Below are 15,940 nucleotides of genomic sequence, written 5' to 3' on the forward strand. Positions count from 1 at the left end.
ATGCCTATTTTTACACCAAAATTGCCGCGTTGCGGCGAGTTTATGGGCAATTTACATATTGACAGACAGGTCTCGGACTGAGCAGATGATATTAACTGAAACATCTGATCAGTGACTCGTGCCGCCAAACCTGCGGCTTCACCCTCAGATGCAGGTCTCGATGGCGTTGAGGAGGCGACATGAAACCGACCCTTGCGGAGCTTGTCTCCGTCTCGAAAAACTATGGTCCGGTGGCCGTCCTGAAGGGCGTGGATTTTTCCGTGCGCAAAGGAGAGGTCCATGCGCTTTTGGGTGGAAACGGCGCAGGCAAATCCACGTTGATGAAGATTCTGGCCGGGCTGGTGCCGGCCACCGGCGGCCAAGTGCAGATCGGCGGCGCAGCCTTGTCACCCGCCACCCCGGCGCAGGCGCAGGCCATGGGGCTCTACCTTGTGCCGCAAGAGGCGCATATTTTTCCGAACCAATCCGTGCTCGAAAATGTCTGCATCGGCCTGCCGCAGGCCGCCAGCGCCTATCGCAGCCGCGTGAAAGATCTGATTGCCCGCATGGGCGTGACGCTCCGGCTTGAGACCAAAGCCGCGACGCTTGAGATCGCGGATCGGCAAATCGTCGAGATTCTGCGCGGGCTCATTCGCGATGCGAAAGTCCTGATCCTCGACGAACCGACCTCCGCGCTCACGCCGCATGAGGTGGACACCCTGTTCACCCGCATGAAAAGCCTGCGCGAGTCCGGTCATGGCCTCGTGTTCATCTCGCACAAGCTGCACGAATTGCGCGCCGTTTCCGACCGGATCACCGTTTTGCGGGACGGCTTTGTCGTGCATAGCGCCGAGATGGCGCAGAGCACAGATGCGGAGATTCTGGCCGCCATGAGCCCCGGCGTGACCGCGCTCAATGACCGTGTCGAAGGCAAGATTGTGTCAGAAGAGAAGGTCCTGCAGCTGTCGCACTTGAGCGGCGAAGGCTTTGTCGACATTTCTCTTGAGGTGCATCGCGGTGAAGTTCTGGGTCTGACGGGCGTTGTCGGCGCGGGCCGGACCGAACTGGCCGAGACTCTCGTCGGTCTCAGACCGCGTTCTGGCGGAGAGGTTCTTCTCGAAGGCCGTCCGTTCCACGCGACCAAACCGAGCGACGCCGTCAAGCAAGGCATCGTGCATCTGTCCGAAGACCGCCAGCAATACGGCCTCTTCCTCGAAGCGCCGCTCTATTGGAACACCTCGTCTTTCGTCTATCACCGCCTGCCCTTCTTTTTGCGGCCGGGGCGCGAACAGACCCGTTTCGAGACCTATCGCAAAAGTCTCGGCATCAAATGCGCCAGCGCCGATCAACCCGTGAACAGCCTGTCGGGCGGCAATCAGCAAAAAGTGCTTTTGTCGAAATGTCTCGCCGCTGAGCCAAAGCTGTTGATCCTCGACGAGCCGACCCGCGGCGTCGATGTCGGCGCGCGCAACGACATTTATCGCATCATCGAAGACCTCGCCGCCGCAGGCACCTCCGTCATTGTGATTTCATCCGATTTCGACGAGGTGGTGCGCCTGTCCGACAGGATTGCGGTGATGGCGGGCGGGCATCTGGCCGGTGAATTGCCCGCAGGGGCCTCGACCGACGCCATCGGGCAACTGGCCTTCGAGTCCAAGGAGACCACCCATGCTTAACTGGATCGCCCGCGACCGCGTCGCGACACTTTTGCTCGTCACCATCGCCGTGCTTTTGGCCGTTGGCGCGGCGGCACCCGGATTTTTGGCGCCGAGCACGGCAACGATGATCTGGTCGAACGGGCTGGTGCTCATGCTGATCGCATTGGGCGTCTTTCCGGTCATTCTAACTCGCAATATCGACGTCTCCGGCGGCTCGGTTCTGGGGCTTTCGGCGGTCACGCTTGGCCTGTCCCTCAATGCCGGGTTCGCCATGCCGGTGGCCATTGCCCTGACCCTTGGCGCGGGCCTTGCCGCTGGGGCGGTCAACGGGGTTTTGGTCGCCGTGCTTGGCGTGCCCTCGATTGTGGCAACGCTTGGCACACTGGGCCTGTTCCGTGGCGTGATGCTCATCGCGACGGGCGGGGAGTGGATCGAAGAACTGCCGGAAACGCTCAAGGCGCTTGGCGCGAAATCCATCGGCGGGCTGTCCGTAATGGGCCTGTGCACCATGGTTGTGATCGTTGCTGTCTGGGCCTTTTTGCGGGCACGACGCGGGCGCTGGGTCATGGTGGTCGGCGACAACCGCGCGGCGGCACGCCACTTGGGCCTGCCGGTGAAGCGGATCGAATTTCTCGCCTTTGTCTGGGGCGGCGGCATGGCCGCACTTGCCGGCATCACCTTTGCCGCGCAGATCGGATTTGTGCCGAACCAGGCCGGCACCGGCATCGAGTTGCGTGCGATTGCGGCGCTGGTTTTGGGCGGCATCAGCCTTTTGGGCGGCGTCGGAACGGTCGCAGGCGTGGTGATCGGCGTGATCTTTTTCACCTCGATCGACACCGCCCTCGTGTTCCTCAAAATCCCGGCCTATTGGAACGATCTGATCGGTGGCGCCATGCTTTTGACCGTCTTGCTGATCGATGGCCGGTTGCGCATTGCGCTCGAAGCCCGAGATCGTGCGGCCCGCTATCACCGCGGTGAGGCCCCGACACCCCAATCCAAAACGCTGGAGGATGCGGCATGAAAAAGCTCATTCTGCGCTGGGAAGTTCTGCTTCTCGCCCTGCTCGCTCTCGAACTCATCATCTTTGGCATGATCAACCCACGCTTTTTGCGGCCCAGCTCGCTTTTGTTCGGGACCTCGGATTTCGTGCAAGTCGGGATCGTCGCCGTGCCTTTGACCCTCGTGATCATTGCGGGCGGCATTGACGTGAGCTTCGCCTCCACCGTCGGGCTTTGTGCCATCACCTTCGGGATCGCCAATTTCTTTGGCCTGCCTCTGGCGGCCTCTTTGACGGTCGGCTTTGCCACCGGCGCGTTGGCGGGTCTTTTGAACGCCACGATCATTCGCCTGACGCGGTTGCAACCTTTGGTCGTCACCTTGGGCTCTCTCTATATGTTCTCAGGGGCCGCGACCGTTTTGTCGGGCGTTGTGGGGGCGAATGGCTATGAGGGGATCGGCGGATTTCCGGCCGCCTTCACCGGGCTTGGCTATGCGCAAATGTTCGGCCTGCCGATGCCGCTTTTTGTCTTCCTGTGCTTCTCTGCCGTGCTTTTGGTCTTGCTGCACATGACGCGCTTTGGGCGGCTGGTGTTCCAGATCGGCCAAAACGAAGACGCCGCGCGTCATTCGGGCATGCCCGTGTTCCGCGTCCAGATGTGGACCTATGTGCTCACCGGTCTGGCCGCAGCACTCGCAGGGCTGTTGCTCTCGGCCTATTTCGGATCGGCGCGCGTCGATCTGGGCGGCGCAACACTGTTGCCAGCCATCACGGCGGCGGTGCTCGGCGGCGCGTCGATCTATGGTGGCAAAGGCTCAGTTCTGGGCACGATCATCGCCACATTCGTCATCGGCTACCTGCAACAGGGCCTGCAAATGAGCGGCGTCCCCAGTCAGATTTCCAGCGCGCTGTCCGGGGCGCTTCTGGTGATTGTCGTGGCGTTTCGCCACGGTCTCGCGCTGTTGAGCGCAATTATCCCGGTGCGCCCAGGTCAGACCAACTGACCCGTGCAAATAAGTTCAAATGGAGGAGGAAACACCATGCGTAAATCGGTAAAATTTCTTGGCGCGATCGCAGCCGGGGTGATGGCGGTCAACGCCGCCGCCGCGGAGGACATCGCGTTCATTCCCAAACTGGTCGGGGTCGGCTTTTTCACCTCGGGCGGCAACGGCGCGACGGCGATGGGCGAGGAGCTTGGCGTCAATGTCACCTATGACGGCCCGACGGAGCCCAGCGTCTCCGCACAGGTTCAGTTCGTGAACAACTTTGTCAATCAGGGCTACGGCGCCGTGGTGCTGTCTTCTGTGTCGCCCGACGGTCTTTGCCCGGCGCTGAAACAGGCGATGGCGCGTGATGTTCTTGTGATGACATGGGATTCGGACGTCAGCCCGGAGTGCCGGTCCTACTACATCAACCAAGGCACACCTGAGCAGCTGGGTGGTCTCTTGGTCGATATGGCCGAGGACGGTCTTGAGGGCAAAGAGGACGCCAAAGTGGCCTTCTTCTACTCGTCCCCGACGGTGACCGACCAGAACGCCTGGGCGGAAGCGGCCAAAGCCAAGATCGCCGCCGAGCATCCGGGTTGGGAAGTCGTCACCACGCAATACGGCTACAACGATGCGCAGAAATCCCTGCAAACGGCTGAGAGCATCCTCTCCGCCTACCCGGATCTGGACGCGATCATCGCCCCCGATGCCAACGCGCTTCCGGCCTCCGCGCAAGCCGCAGAGAACCTTGATCGTGCAGGCGATGTGACCATCGTCGGCTTCTCCACCCCGAACGTCATGCGCCCCTATGTCAAACGCGGCACCATCGAGCGTTTCGGCCTGTGGGACGTGACGCAACAGGGTGCGATCTCCGTCGCCGTTGCGGCCCATGTGCTTGAGAACGGTCCGCTGAATGTTGGCGACAAAGTCGAGGTGCCGGGCATCGGCGAGGTCGAAGTGTCGCCCAACGCGGTGCAGGGCTATGACTATGAGGCCGATGGCAATGGCATCATCCTGTTGCCGGAGCGCACCGTTTTCACCGCCGAAAACATCGACAACTTTGACTTCTAAACACTAAAACACAGGTCAGGCGGGGGCGTTCGCGCCCTCGCTCTTTCATGGAAGGAACCACCTATGCTGTCCCGCTGGAATGACACCGAAGCGCAGAAATTTATCGAGGCCGCCGAGGCAGAGGGGCAGCCCGCTGCACTTGGCCTGCGGGTCTACACCTCGCGCCTGATCGGGCAAGACCCCGATCTCGTTTTGCATGGCGGGGGCAACACCTCGGTCAAAGTGAAAGATGCCGAGGGGCAGGATTTGATCCATGTGAAAGGCTCCGGTTGGGATTTGGGCGACATCGAAGCGCCCGGCCTTCCCGCGATGCATCTTGAGCCGCTTTTGAAAACGCGCGAGATCCCGCATATGTCGGATGAGGACATGGTGGCGCTGTTGCGGGCCAATCTTTTGGACCCAAGCGCGCCGACGCCGTCGATCGAAGCGCTGCTGCATGCCTATATGCCCCACGCTTTTGTCGACCACACCCATGCGACGGCCTCTCTCGCGCTCGCCGATCAAAGCGACATGGAGCCGGTGATGCATGAGATTTACGGCGACCGCGTGGCCTTTGTGCCCTATGTCATGCCGGGCTATAGCCTCAGCCACGCCTGCAATGATGCGCTGAACAAACACCCGAATGTCGAGGGGCTTTGGCTGGCGCAGCATGGGCTGTTCACCTTCGCGGAGACGGCGCGTGAAAGCTATGAGCTGATGATCGAATTCGTGACGCTGGCCGAGGACTATCTGGCCGCGCGCGGCGCAGAGGCTCTGCCGCCGCAAGACAATGATCGTGACGCGCCCGATGCCCTGACGCAGGCGTTGCGTGACGCCCTTGCCGCTGACGGCCATCTGGGCGACACCCCCGCGCTTGATTTCCGCTCCACCCCGTCCATTCGGACCTATCTGGCGCGCGAAAATCTGGTCGAACTGTCGCAACGCGGCACGGCGACACCGGATCACGTCATCCGCATCAAGCCTTTCGGCATGATCCTTGACGCCAATGACGGCGCCGAAGAGATCACCCGCGCGCTTGCGGATTACGCGACCCGCTACAAAGCCTATTTCGACCGCAACGCCCCCAATGCTTCGGAAGAAAAGATCATGCTCGATCCGCTGCCGCGCGCGGTTCTGGTGCCCGGCGTTGGTCTTTACGGTCTGGGCGCAAATGAGAAAGCCGCGAAGATTGCCGGTGATCTTTTGGAGCAAACCACCCGGATCGTGAACGCAGCCGAGGATTACAACCGCTTCACCCCGATCTCGGAGGCCGATCTGTTCGATATGGAATATTGGTCCCTGGAGCAGGCAAAACTTCGCAAGTGAGCGAGACTTTCACGTCAGAAAGGCCACAACCTTCGCGTTGTGGCCTTTTGCATGGGACAGTCTCTTGCTGCGAGCGTCAGATCATTTGCGTCGAATGACATCGGAAAAGGAGGCCTCGCCGGTATCGTTTTGCGCCAGCGGCGTGATCAGCGCATTTTCATCGCGCTCCTCGGCCGGTGCAGCATCGATCACGCCCAGATCGGTCAGGTAATCCGGCAAACGCCCGGAGAGGATCAGACGTTCATCCATCGGCAGGTCGGGCTTCAGAGCCAGCGCCAAAGCCCAGACGCTCGTCGTGCAATTCGCGGTGATCGTGTTGTAAAAGGCCGGCTTTTCTTCGAGGCGCTGCGCCAGTTCGACATAGGACAGGAACATGGTCCGGCGTTGCTCGGCGTTCAAATGGACCGGGTAGAGCCGCACCTGCTCCTTGCGGTAATTGGTGCGCAGCTTGACGATGTCACGCTCGGTCGCGGCGATCAGGACCAGTTCGAACTGACGGAAGAACCCACCGAGCTCGTTGAATTCCTCATCCGCTTCGCGACGGATTTCGACGGAAAACACCACGTTTTCACCCGAGGCAAAGCCGAAACTTACCAAGAGATGGGCAATATCGGGATTGTCCCAGACCGAGGTGATCATATCGACCGTCTCAAGATCGTTCAGATCGTAGTCTTCCGTGATCCAACGCGGCGTTGCCTCGGTTTTGCTCTGCCACTCGAAATCCCGGATATTTGCCAGCCGGACGTGATCGCCCTCGACCTCGGCCCGCACGCCTTTGGACACATCCATCGCCCAGTCGCGCGTTTGTTCAGGCGTGATGGTCTGATACCACCCCGCCACCGCAAGGCCGCCCAGCGCCAATGTGGCCCAACCCAAACGACGCCCCCGCTTAAACCGCAGGATCAGCGCCGTAAGAGCCATCGCGATCAGGGCACCGAGCGCCCCCACACGCAGCCCGCCGGTGAGATGCAACCAAAGCGCGGTCGCGCTCCAGGCCGTGCCGGCCAAGACGATCAGAACAAAGAGGACATGGGCCAGATATTTCATCGAACGGGTCATGGGACAACTCGCATAGCAAAGAGATTGGCAGGCGGCCCAGAGCTTTCGGGGCCGCCCGAGAAAGATCACACGTCGGTATCGCCGCGGGCTTCGGCCAACAGGCGTTCGGTGCGGGCATCTTCAAGCTTATTGTAGATCCGTTCCGATTCCTCTTTATCGCGCAGCGCCTTGGTGATCGAGGCCGTCGAATAGACCAGCATCAGAGCCGCCATGGCGTAATAGCCTTTCGCGGAGAAACTTGCCTCCAGCGACCAGATGCCGCCGGCCATCATCAGGGCCGCGATGGAAAAGTTGAAATAGGTGAAGAGGTTCCAGGCGTTGGACCCTTTGGAGGAATAGGATTTCGACATTTTAGGTCTCCGTTGAATTTTGGTGTGTTCGGTTGGTTTGGGCAAATCGGTCGGGATCAGGCGGTTTTTGCGCGCAGACGGTCAAGCACATGGGCGGCTTCCGGGCGCAGGGGCGCACCGCAGCCAGCGGCGGCGAGGCGGGCCACTGTGCCTTCTGCGGACGGGCCTGTTGTCAGGTCGCGCAGGGCAATATCGACGGCTTCGGCGTGATCTTGACGGGATTGCAGACGCTCCAAAGTGGCTTCGGCTTCGCGCAGACTTGAGACAACGCCGTCCGGCATAGTGCCGCGCAGTTTTTGCGTGCGGGCAGCCGCATCGGCGATTTGCTTGCCGCGTTGCAAGGCGCGCAGGCGCTGCTCAGAAAGGCTCACCTGTTCGCGCAGACGGCGGATTTCCGCATCATAGTGGGCCGTGGCCCGCGCCGAGGCGGCGGCTTCGGCTTCCAATTCGGCAATCGCAGAGGCGGCCTCGGTGGCGAGGTCTTCACGATCCTGACGCAACGCTTCGATGGCGCGCAGTTCGAGATCATTGATCTGACCTGCGATCTTGGCAGCGCTGTTTTTCTCACGCTCGGCATAGGCGATCACCACGGCCACCGCGCGTTTGGCACCCTGAAGTCCGTCGGCGGCATCGCGCAATTGCTGGCGCAGGATGGTCAGGGCATTGGCGTCTTCAATGGCCTCTGCCGCGTCATGCGTGCGGGCCCGGACGAGGGTCGTAAACATCTTGAACATCGTAAGCTCCTTCTATATGAACGTTGTTCATGAAGCCTGTATGCAGCAATCGTGAACGCCGTTCAAGGTAAAAAATGAACATCGTTCAAAAAATTTCGAGGGATATGATGAGCACCGCACGCGAAGCCAAAAAAGCCGAGTTGAAAAAGCGCCTGATAGACGCCGCAGAGGCGGAAATCATCGAACATGGTTTGGCGGGGCTAAAGGCACGGGCCGTCACTGCACGGGCAGGATGTGCCTTGGGCTCGCTCTATACAGTGGTCGAGGATCTCGACATGTTGGTGATCGAGGTGAACTCGCGCACCCTCACCGAATTGGGCGAAACCCTGACCGAAGCGGTCACGCAGGCGGGCGACACGCCGCAACACGCGTTGCAGGCCCTCGCTCTGCGTTACGCCGATTTCGCCATCGCGCATCAACCGCTCTGGCTCTCACTCTTTGAACACCGTCTGCCCGAAGGTCAGGACATCCCGGAGTGGCACAAACAGGAACATGCGGTCCTCGTCGAAGTCATCGCGCCGCATCTGGCGAAACTGCGCCCGGATATGACGCATGAGGCCCTGATCCTGCGCACCCGGACGACTTTCGCCGCGGTGCATGGCGTGGTCTACCTCGCCTTGCAGGGACGTTTTGTAGGCGTGCCGATGGAGGCGCTGAAATCCGAAATTTCCGGACTTGTGGAGACGATGACAGCGGGTGCCGCGCAGATCGTGCAGGCATAAAGGCAGGCTCAGGACGCAAAGGCTGCGACACGGACACACAGGACATGGATGCACTGAGGGCTTGCCTGATCTGACGCGCAGGCGTATCGATCAGCGCATGTTTACAGTCTGCGCGCTCTATCACTTCACCCGCTTCGAAGACCCCGCCACCCTGCGGTCGGGTCTTTTGGATCTTTGTCTGGCCGAGGGCATCACCGGATCGCTTTTGTTGGCGAAAGAGGGGATCAATGGCACGGTGGCTGGCCCCACACCCGCCGCGATTGAGCGCCTCGTCGCACATATCCGCAGCCTGCCGGGCTGTGACGATTTCGAGTACAAACTCTCGACCGCCGCCGAGCAGCCGTTCAACCGGATGAAAGTGCGGCTCAAGAAAGAGATCGTCACCATGGGGCAGCCCGATGTCGACCCGAAAGCCCGGGTTGGACACTATTGCAGCCCCGAAGAGTGGAACGAATTGATTTCCGCGGATGACGTCGCGATCATCGACACGCGCAACGATTACGAGGTGCAGATCGGCACCTTTAAGGACGCAATCGACCCGAAGACCAAGAGCTTTCGCGAGTTCCCGCAATGGTGGGAAGACAACAAGGATCGGTTCCACAACAAACGCATCGCGATGTTCTGCACCGGCGGTATCCGCTGTGAGAAATCGACGAACTTCCTGTTGGGGCAAGGCATCGAAGAGGTCTACCACCTCAAGGGCGGCATCCTGAAATATCTCGAAGAGATGCCGCAGGACGAGAGCCTTTGGGAAGGCGAGTGTTTCGTTTTCGACCAACGTGTCTCTATCGGGCATGGGTTGACCGAAGGGCCGCATGAGCTGTGCCATGCCTGCCGCCGTCCGATCCTGCCTGAGGACAAACTGCGCCCGCAATATGAAGACGGCGTGTCCTGTCATCAGTGCATCGATGAAACGGATGACGACCGCAAAGAGCGGTTCCGTGAACGTCAGAAACAGATCGCGCTGGCGAAGGCGCGGGGCGAAAAACACATTGGGGTGTAGAAACGCATTTGATCCAAACGAAACGACCGGAGGGCGCTGTGTCGACATCGGGATTTCAAACGCTGAGATATGTAAGTTTGGTTGCAGTTCTCGCACTTGCACAGATTTTCTTTGTCAGTGAAAGGGGGCAAGCCATGAGCCAACCTCAACGCATTATTCAATTCACATGTTCCGCAGAGCAGACAACAGAAGTCTCCACCTGTGACTGGGCCAGAGAGGCCCTTGAGCATGTTTTGCCAAACGGGTTTGCCCTGACAGATCAGCCGGCGCAGGCCCGCCTTGACGTCAGCTTGAGAGAAACGCCCCTCGGAATCGTCATGTCCATGAACTATGCGCCCGCCGATGGCGGTGGCATTTCAGAAACGCGGGAGTTGTCCATCATGGACCGAGTGGGCGGAAACACCGCAGGACTTTACACACGTTTTTTCGAACGCAGCTTTGCATCGCTTTTCGAATAAAACCTGCCCCGTTGCACGGATTAAGACTTCAACATTCAAAAACATTTAAATTGTCCGCTTAATATCTCGCCAGAAAAGAAAGAAGCATTTACTAATTCAGGCAGGTCTATTCATCGCATGTGGGGTGTGGGAAACGACCGAGGGTTTAACGGCGTACTGCTTGTGTGGAGTAATTGAGGGAAAATTTATGTGTGGAATTTGCGAGGCTTTTAGGCCGACTGACGATGACTGCGTGTATGAAGACAACGCGACCTATGCGACAATCACCGAAGGGTCGGATGCAGCCGCAGGAACGAATACAAACTACACCATGAGCGTCGGGGATACGTTTTCCGGCATATTGTCCTCCAACAGTGACGTAGATTGGGTCGAGATCAACCTGACCGCTGGTGAGACCTACACTATTTCAATGGACGGATCCGGCACACTGCCGGACACCTATCTCTATCTTTATGATGCATCCGGAAATCTGGTGACCGAGAACGATGACGGCGGTCCAGGCTATTACTCGGCAATCACCTTTACCGCGACATCGAGCGGCACCTATTACATTGGCGCCGCGGCTTACCCAAATGGTTCAAGCTTTGGTGCCTACACGATTGATGTGGACACGGCCGAACCCGTTGCGGAGGGCTCGCTCGACGAGTTGGCAGATTATCTGACCAATGGCTTCTGGAGCGCCTATGGCGGGGGCTGGCGGTCGTTTAACACCTCCAGCTCGAATGTGATCACGGTCAATATCAGTGACCTGAACGAGACTGAGCGGGACCTTGCCCTCGCAGCGCTTGAATCGTGGGAAATGGTTGCGGATGTCTCCTTCTCCGTCACGACCTCAACCGGCGCAGACATCATGTTCTACAATGATGACAATGGCAATTCGACGTCCCTGAGCGCCTATTCCACCTCGGACCTGAGCGGCAACACGATCAATTCTTCGGACGTCGTGATCACCAGTGGCTGGGTTAATTCCTCCATGGGCGATGAAATCGGCACCTATGGGTTTCAGACATATATCCACGAGATCGGTCACGCCCTGGGTCTGGGGCACCAATCCGCCTACAACGGCTCCGCAAACTTCCCGTCAGACGCAGATTTTGCCAATGACAGCTGGCAAATGTCGATCATGTCGTACTTCTCGCAAAGCGAAAATACGAACGTGTCCGCCAGTCTGGCCTATCTCGTCACCACGATGATGGCCGACATCCGCGCCATTCAGAACCTCTATGGGGCCGCCGGTGCGGGCTCAGTTACGTCTGGCGACACCATTTGGGGCGTCGGCACCAATCTCACCAATTATCTCGGTGATCTGTTCAACGACTGGGAGAATGGGACGAATACCGTCTATTCCGGTGACCCAATTGCCTTTACGATTTACGATGCCGACGGGACCGATACGCTCAACTTGAGCATCTCCACCTCGGATGACCGGATCGACATGCAGGACGGCACATTCTCTGACGTGGATGGTCTGATCGGCAATGTCGGCATCATGGTCGGCACTGTGGTCGAGAATCTCTATGCTGGTTCAGGAAACGACGACATCACCGGCAATTCGGCCAACAACGAGATTTACGGCGGCGCCGGGGACGACACGATCCGCGCACTTGATGGAGATGACATCGTCGATGGCGAGGGCGGCTCCGATATCGTTTATCTCGGCGGCGGCGCAGACCGTTTCAATGGCTCTTCCGACATCGACGGGGACACGGTTTTTGGTGGCGCGGGTGGTGATATCATTTCCGGCGGCTCGGCGATTGACGAATTGCGCGGCGAAGGTGGCTGGGATCGCATTTACGGCGGCTCTGGCAACGATCTGATCGTCGGCGGCCAAGGGAACGACCGTCTCTATGGCCAAGACGACAACGATACCATGTATGGTGAATCTGATGATGACATCATGTACGGCGGCAATGGTGCGGATTGGATGTCCGGGGGAACCGGCGACGACCGCGTGTCGGGTGATGCCGGTGACGACGAACTCTATGGCGGAGACGGCAACGACTACGTCTATGGCGGGACGGGAAACGATATGATCTACGGCAACGGTTCCACGGATCGCCTCTACGGTCAGGACGGCAACGACACGATCTTTGGCGGGGCTGGACGGGATTATATCTACGGCGGCGACGGCGCCGATCGCGCGTCTGGCGAAGATGGCAACGACATCATGTTCGGCGGCGCCGGATATGACCGCCTTTGGGGCGGAACCGGTTCGGATTCGATCAACGGTGAGGCGGGTGTCGATCGTCTCTATGGTCAGGACGGTGACGATACACTCTCAGGTGGTGAGGATGCCGACTATCTCTATGGCGGCAACGACAACGACACCCTGTATGGAGACTCCGGCGCGGACATCCTAAGCGGTGACGCGGGTATCGATCAACTTGACGGGGGCACCGAAGGGGACCGTCTCTATGGCGGTACGGGGGATGACACTCTGATCGGGGGAGATGGGTATGATCGCCTCTACGGCCAGGAGGACAACGACATCCTCTATGGCGGCCAAGGCAATGATTACCTCTACGGCGGCGATGGAAACGACACGCTTTATGGCGGCACCGGGAATGACACCCTGTTGGGCAATGCCGGTGAGGATACATTTGTCTTCGATGAAGCAGCTCTGGGAACAGATATCATCAACGACTTCACGTTGACCGAAGATACCCTGTCCCTGTCCAGTGATCTCTGGGGGGGTGCCAACCTCACGGGAAGCCAGGTGGTCTCGACCTACGGATTTGTCAGCAACGGCGATCTGATTCTGGATTTTGGTGACACCACCATCATCCTCAGCGGCGTCACCGACACCGCCGGTCTGGCCTCTGATATCAGCATCCTTGCTTAATTCAAAAAACTCGGCGCGGCTTTTTAACGTCGCGCCGGGCGTTCATATCTTGTCGGTTCGTCTGACCGATTAAGACGGGTTCAGACGAACACGAAGTCCAGATCACCCGCCTCGGAAAGCGAGACACCGCTCAGAATCAGGGCCCCCTCTCCGCCCGCGACGGAGATGACCAGATCGCCCTGATCGTTGCTGGAAAAACTCAAATCGCTCTCGACAACACCTCGCGCAAACTCCACGTCGTCCAGGCCCAGCTCAAAGTCTGAAATTGTACTTTGACCGGACAGGTCATCGAAAACGAAACTATCCGCACCAATGCCGCCTTCGAGAAGGTTAATCCCTGCGCCTCCGGAGAGACGATCATTTCCCGCGCCGCCATAGAGCGCGTCATCACCGGCATCTCCAAGCAGGGTATCGTGATCGTTCTCACCATACAGCGTGTCATTGCCATCACCGCCGTAAAGGTAATCACGCCCATCCCCGCCGAAGATCGTGTCATCGCCCTCTTGACCATAGAGACGGTCCCACCCCGCCTCGCCGTAAAGAGTGTCATTTCCGAGACCACCCCAGCCGCGATCCCCATGTGCACCGCCGTAAAGAGTGTCACTCCCATCATTCCCGGAAAGAATATCGTCATCATCGCCGCCGAGGATCACGTCATCTCCGTCGCCACCGTAAAGGTAGTCACGCCCCGCCCCTCCGGAAAGATAATCATTGCCGGCTTGGCCATAGAGCCGATCCCAACCATCGTCGCCATAAAGCTGATCGTCGTCATCGCCACCGTAAATCCGGTCACTGCCGGACCCGCCATAAAAGATGTCTTGGCCACCACCACCGACAATCACATCCCGACCGCTGCCACCATAAACCGTGTCGCGGCCATGGGTGCCGCCCTGACCCTCATCGAAGAACCAGTCATCCCCATCCGAGAGATAGACGGTGTCACGACCAGCTCCACCATAGACACGATCGTTTCCTGCCCCGGCATCTATGAAATCGTATCCGGCATCTCCGTAGATTTCATCGTCTCCGTCACCGCCGTACAGCATATCGTCCCCATCGCCGCCATAGATAAGATCATTGCCTTCGTACCCGATGAGAACATCATTCCCCCCTTGTCCAATGAGCGTGTCGCCCAAGACACTTCCCTCGATATAATCATCTGAAGCGCCGCCAACCATCGTTCCGACCGAATCGATGGCCGGACGATCCGGCCCGAGAAATGCGGTCGCAATAATGTCATCGAAATCAATGTCATAGCCATCATCGGAAAACACATCGATGTATTCCCCATTGATGATCAGACGTATGCCGCCAGAAAGATAGGACCAGCTTACAGCATCATCGGAATAGGCCATCGTGTAGTCGGAGAGATCAAGACGATCATCACCGATGTTAAAATCCGTGATCGTATCGGTTTCGCCATCCTCGCTAGTGACAAAAATGTCATTGCCATAGCCACCGGTGAGGCGGTCTGCGCCGTCACCATCGACCAAAACATCGTCACCATTTCGTCCATTCAGCGTGTCATTACCCGCGCCGCCAGACAACACCTCGCCGCTAGCGGTTCCGTCAATTATGTCCGCACCATCTCCGCCCCAAAGGGGCGCGGACCACCGGTCCGCGTCGAAAGACAATCTGACTGTCCCCGCCTGAGACTCTGAGGAGACATAGATCGACACACCATCAAGGTTGACATCAATAACCAGACTACAGGGATCGTACAGCGGCATCGAAGCGTAGGCGGAGAGGTTCTCAAGCAAAATGAGCTGTCCGTCTTCGGTCATGGTGAACAGGCTCAAGCCATTGTCCGCGCCAGCTGCGATCACGAATCCCATCCCGTTCAGGGTGAAGGCCTCCACATGAGATGCCGCTCCGAACTGTGTCTCTCTGGTATCGAGCACATGGTCGACCGCATCAAGCACGCCGTTCGCATCCATGCTGAACACGGTTAGGGAACCCGAACCGGGCGAGGCCACGACGACATATGTTTGTCCATCAATCTCAAGCGTCGTGAAGTCTTCGGGCAAACCCATGCCGACCTGATCAATGGCACCCGTCTCGGACACTGATGTCGCCGTCTCGGTGACCGGATCATAGAGATAAGAGAGCACATTCCCGTCTGACTGATCCAAAGCCAGAATGATCATTCCCGCATCGGTTTCAATATAGTCGATCGCGGAGATGTCGCCTTGGAACAGAACCGTAGACTGTTCTGAGACAAGATCGCCGCTCTCCTGTGCGACATGAAACATGCGCACATAGCCATCGGCACCAACGCTGATCAGGCTGGCCACATTGCCGCCGTCTGACAGGGTTAGGAAACTCCGGACATCAGCCATTTCCGTGGCCGAGCTTGGCAGGATTGTTGGGGAAAGGAGCGCGCCATTGTCCGTAAGTTCATAGGCGAAAACGTCGCCCGAGTCAGAGGCACCGACGAGCACATAATGCGTCCCACCAATATCTAAGATCACGGATTGCGATGTGAGCAGGCTGCGCAATCCAACACCGAAGCTCTGTGTGTCAATCAGCGTTAGACGCCCATCCGCCGCCACAGAATAGCTTGCCATGCCACCGTTTTCGCCAGAAAGGGTGACAAGAAACGACCCGCCAGAGGTCTCGTATAAAATGTATTCGGATATATCGTGATCATAGACGACATCACCGACTGTCTGCGTGTCTTCATAAAGAAAAGACGACATGGCCAACCCCATTTTTACCCATGTCCGATGTTGAAGCATTAGGGTTACGCAAGCCTCACTCAACTGCGTTGCAAATG

13 protein-coding genes are annotated in these 15,940 nt (G+C 58.5%); 9 read left to right on the plus strand and 4 right to left on the minus strand.

Translation table 11 applies throughout. The annotated features are described in order from the left end of the window. The first annotated feature begins 179 nt into the window (after nt 1-179). The 5 genes from lsrA (at nt 180) to LC094_RS07705 (ending at nt 5,996) form a co-directional block, all read left to right on the plus strand. On the plus strand, nt 180-1,655 hold the full coding sequence (gene lsrA, locus LC094_RS07685) for an autoinducer 2 ABC transporter ATP-binding protein LsrA (RefSeq protein WP_226551382.1): 1,476 nt from the start codon (nt 180-182) through the stop codon (nt 1,653-1,655). Next, the gene (locus LC094_RS07690) at nt 1,648-2,658 is read left to right on the plus strand and encodes an ABC transporter permease subunit (protein WP_226551384.1); all 1,011 of its coding nucleotides are present in this window, start codon (nt 1,648-1,650) and stop codon (nt 2,656-2,658) included. The genes lsrA and LC094_RS07690 overlap by 8 nt, the downstream gene beginning before the upstream one ends. Next, a complete protein-coding gene (locus LC094_RS07695; protein ID WP_226551386.1) occupies nt 2,655-3,638 on the plus strand; it encodes an ABC transporter permease subunit in 984 nt (327 codons plus the stop codon). The genes LC094_RS07690 and LC094_RS07695 overlap by 4 nt, the downstream gene beginning before the upstream one ends. A gap of 36 nt (nt 3,639-3,674) precedes the next feature. Then, nucleotides 3,675-4,691 carry an autoinducer 2 ABC transporter substrate-binding protein LsrB gene (gene lsrB, locus LC094_RS07700; protein WP_226551388.1) on the plus strand — a complete coding sequence of 339 codons (1,017 nt, stop codon included), beginning with the start codon at nt 3,675-3,677 and terminating at the stop codon, nt 4,689-4,691. Between the two features lie 63 nt (nt 4,692-4,754). Next, nucleotides 4,755-5,996, plus strand: a complete 1,242-nt coding sequence (locus LC094_RS07705) for a class II aldolase/adducin family protein (RefSeq protein ID WP_226551390.1) — start codon at nt 4,755-4,757, stop codon at nt 5,994-5,996. Between the two features lie 81 nt (nt 5,997-6,077). Here the strand turns inward: LC094_RS07705 and LC094_RS07710 are convergent, their stop codons facing one another. The 3 genes from LC094_RS07710 to LC094_RS07720 all read right to left on the minus strand — a co-directional run bounded on the left by LC094_RS07710 (nt 6,078) and on the right by LC094_RS07720 (nt 8,139). Continuing rightward, nucleotides 6,078-7,055: an Lnb N-terminal periplasmic domain-containing protein gene (locus LC094_RS07710; RefSeq protein WP_226551392.1), complete on the minus strand. Its 978-nt coding sequence runs from the start codon at nt 7,053-7,055 to the stop codon at nt 6,078-6,080. Between the two features lie 65 nt (nt 7,056-7,120). Then, the gene (locus LC094_RS07715) at nt 7,121-7,405 is read right to left on the minus strand and encodes a YiaA/YiaB family inner membrane protein (protein WP_226551394.1); all 285 of its coding nucleotides are present in this window, start codon (nt 7,403-7,405) and stop codon (nt 7,121-7,123) included. 56 nt (nt 7,406-7,461) lie between these two features. Continuing rightward, nucleotides 7,462-8,139, minus strand: a complete 678-nt coding sequence (locus tag LC094_RS07720; RefSeq protein WP_226551395.1) for a PspA/IM30 family protein — start codon at nt 8,137-8,139, stop codon at nt 7,462-7,464. A gap of 104 nt (nt 8,140-8,243) precedes the next feature. On the opposite strand from LC094_RS07720, the gene LC094_RS07725 reads away from it, so the two are divergent. The 4 genes from LC094_RS07725 to LC094_RS07740 all read left to right on the plus strand — a co-directional run bounded on the left by LC094_RS07725 (nt 8,244) and on the right by LC094_RS07740 (nt 13,164). Further along, nucleotides 8,244-8,861: a TetR/AcrR family transcriptional regulator gene (locus LC094_RS07725; RefSeq protein WP_226551401.1), complete on the plus strand. Its 618-nt coding sequence runs from the start codon at nt 8,244-8,246 to the stop codon at nt 8,859-8,861. Nucleotides 8,862-8,958: 97 nt separating this feature from the next. Continuing rightward, nucleotides 8,959-9,864 carry an oxygen-dependent tRNA uridine(34) hydroxylase TrhO gene (gene trhO / locus LC094_RS07730; RefSeq protein ID WP_226551403.1) on the plus strand — a complete coding sequence of 302 codons (906 nt, stop codon included), beginning with the start codon at nt 8,959-8,961 and terminating at the stop codon, nt 9,862-9,864. A 38-nt stretch (nt 9,865-9,902) separates the two neighbouring features. Further along, nucleotides 9,903-10,322, plus strand: coding sequence for a hypothetical protein (locus tag LC094_RS07735; RefSeq protein WP_226551405.1), 420 nt, complete (start codon nt 9,903-9,905; stop codon nt 10,320-10,322). 232 nt (nt 10,323-10,554) lie between these two features. Beyond that, a complete protein-coding gene (locus LC094_RS07740) occupies nt 10,555-13,164 on the plus strand; it encodes a M10 family metallopeptidase C-terminal domain-containing protein (RefSeq protein ID WP_226551407.1) in 2,610 nt (869 codons plus the stop codon). 80 nt (nt 13,165-13,244) lie between these two features. Here LC094_RS07740 and LC094_RS07745 read toward each other — a convergent pair whose 3' ends face one another. Next, nucleotides 13,245-15,863: a calcium-binding protein gene (locus LC094_RS07745; protein WP_226551409.1), complete on the minus strand. Its 2,619-nt coding sequence runs from the start codon at nt 15,861-15,863 to the stop codon at nt 13,245-13,247. Nucleotides 15,864-15,940 lie beyond the last annotated feature (77 nt).

It is taken from the genome of Celeribacter naphthalenivorans (assembly GCF_020524585.1).
GTDB lineage: Bacteria > Pseudomonadota > Alphaproteobacteria > Rhodobacterales > Rhodobacteraceae > Celeribacter > Celeribacter naphthalenivorans.

What these genes read in the sequence shown, in the direction of transcription:
- LC094_RS07690 (WP_226551384.1), top strand. Translation starts at nt 1,648, where the DNA reads ATGCTTAACTGGATCGCCCGCGACCGCGTCGCGACACTTTTGCTCGTC.
- LC094_RS07745 (WP_226551409.1), bottom strand. Translation starts at nt 15,863, where the DNA reads ATGTCGTCTTTTCTTTATGAAGACACGCAGACAGTCGGTGATGTCGTC.
- trhO (WP_226551403.1), top strand. Translation starts at nt 8,959, where the DNA reads ATGTTTACAGTCTGCGCGCTCTATCACTTCACCCGCTTCGAAGACCCC.
- lsrA (WP_226551382.1), top strand. Translation starts at nt 180, where the DNA reads ATGAAACCGACCCTTGCGGAGCTTGTCTCCGTCTCGAAAAACTATGGT.
- LC094_RS07720 (WP_226551395.1), bottom strand. Translation starts at nt 8,139, where the DNA reads ATGTTCAAGATGTTTACGACCCTCGTCCGGGCCCGCACGCATGACGCG.
- LC094_RS07725 (WP_226551401.1), top strand. Translation starts at nt 8,244, where the DNA reads ATGATGAGCACCGCACGCGAAGCCAAAAAAGCCGAGTTGAAAAAGCGC.
- LC094_RS07710 (WP_226551392.1), bottom strand. Translation starts at nt 7,055, where the DNA reads ATGACCCGTTCGATGAAATATCTGGCCCATGTCCTCTTTGTTCTGATC.
- LC094_RS07695 (WP_226551386.1), top strand. Translation starts at nt 2,655, where the DNA reads ATGAAAAAGCTCATTCTGCGCTGGGAAGTTCTGCTTCTCGCCCTGCTC.
- LC094_RS07715 (WP_226551394.1), bottom strand. Translation starts at nt 7,405, where the DNA reads ATGTCGAAATCCTATTCCTCCAAAGGGTCCAACGCCTGGAACCTCTTC.
- lsrB (WP_226551388.1), top strand. Translation starts at nt 3,675, where the DNA reads ATGCGTAAATCGGTAAAATTTCTTGGCGCGATCGCAGCCGGGGTGATG.
- LC094_RS07705 (WP_226551390.1), top strand. Translation starts at nt 4,755, where the DNA reads ATGCTGTCCCGCTGGAATGACACCGAAGCGCAGAAATTTATCGAGGCC.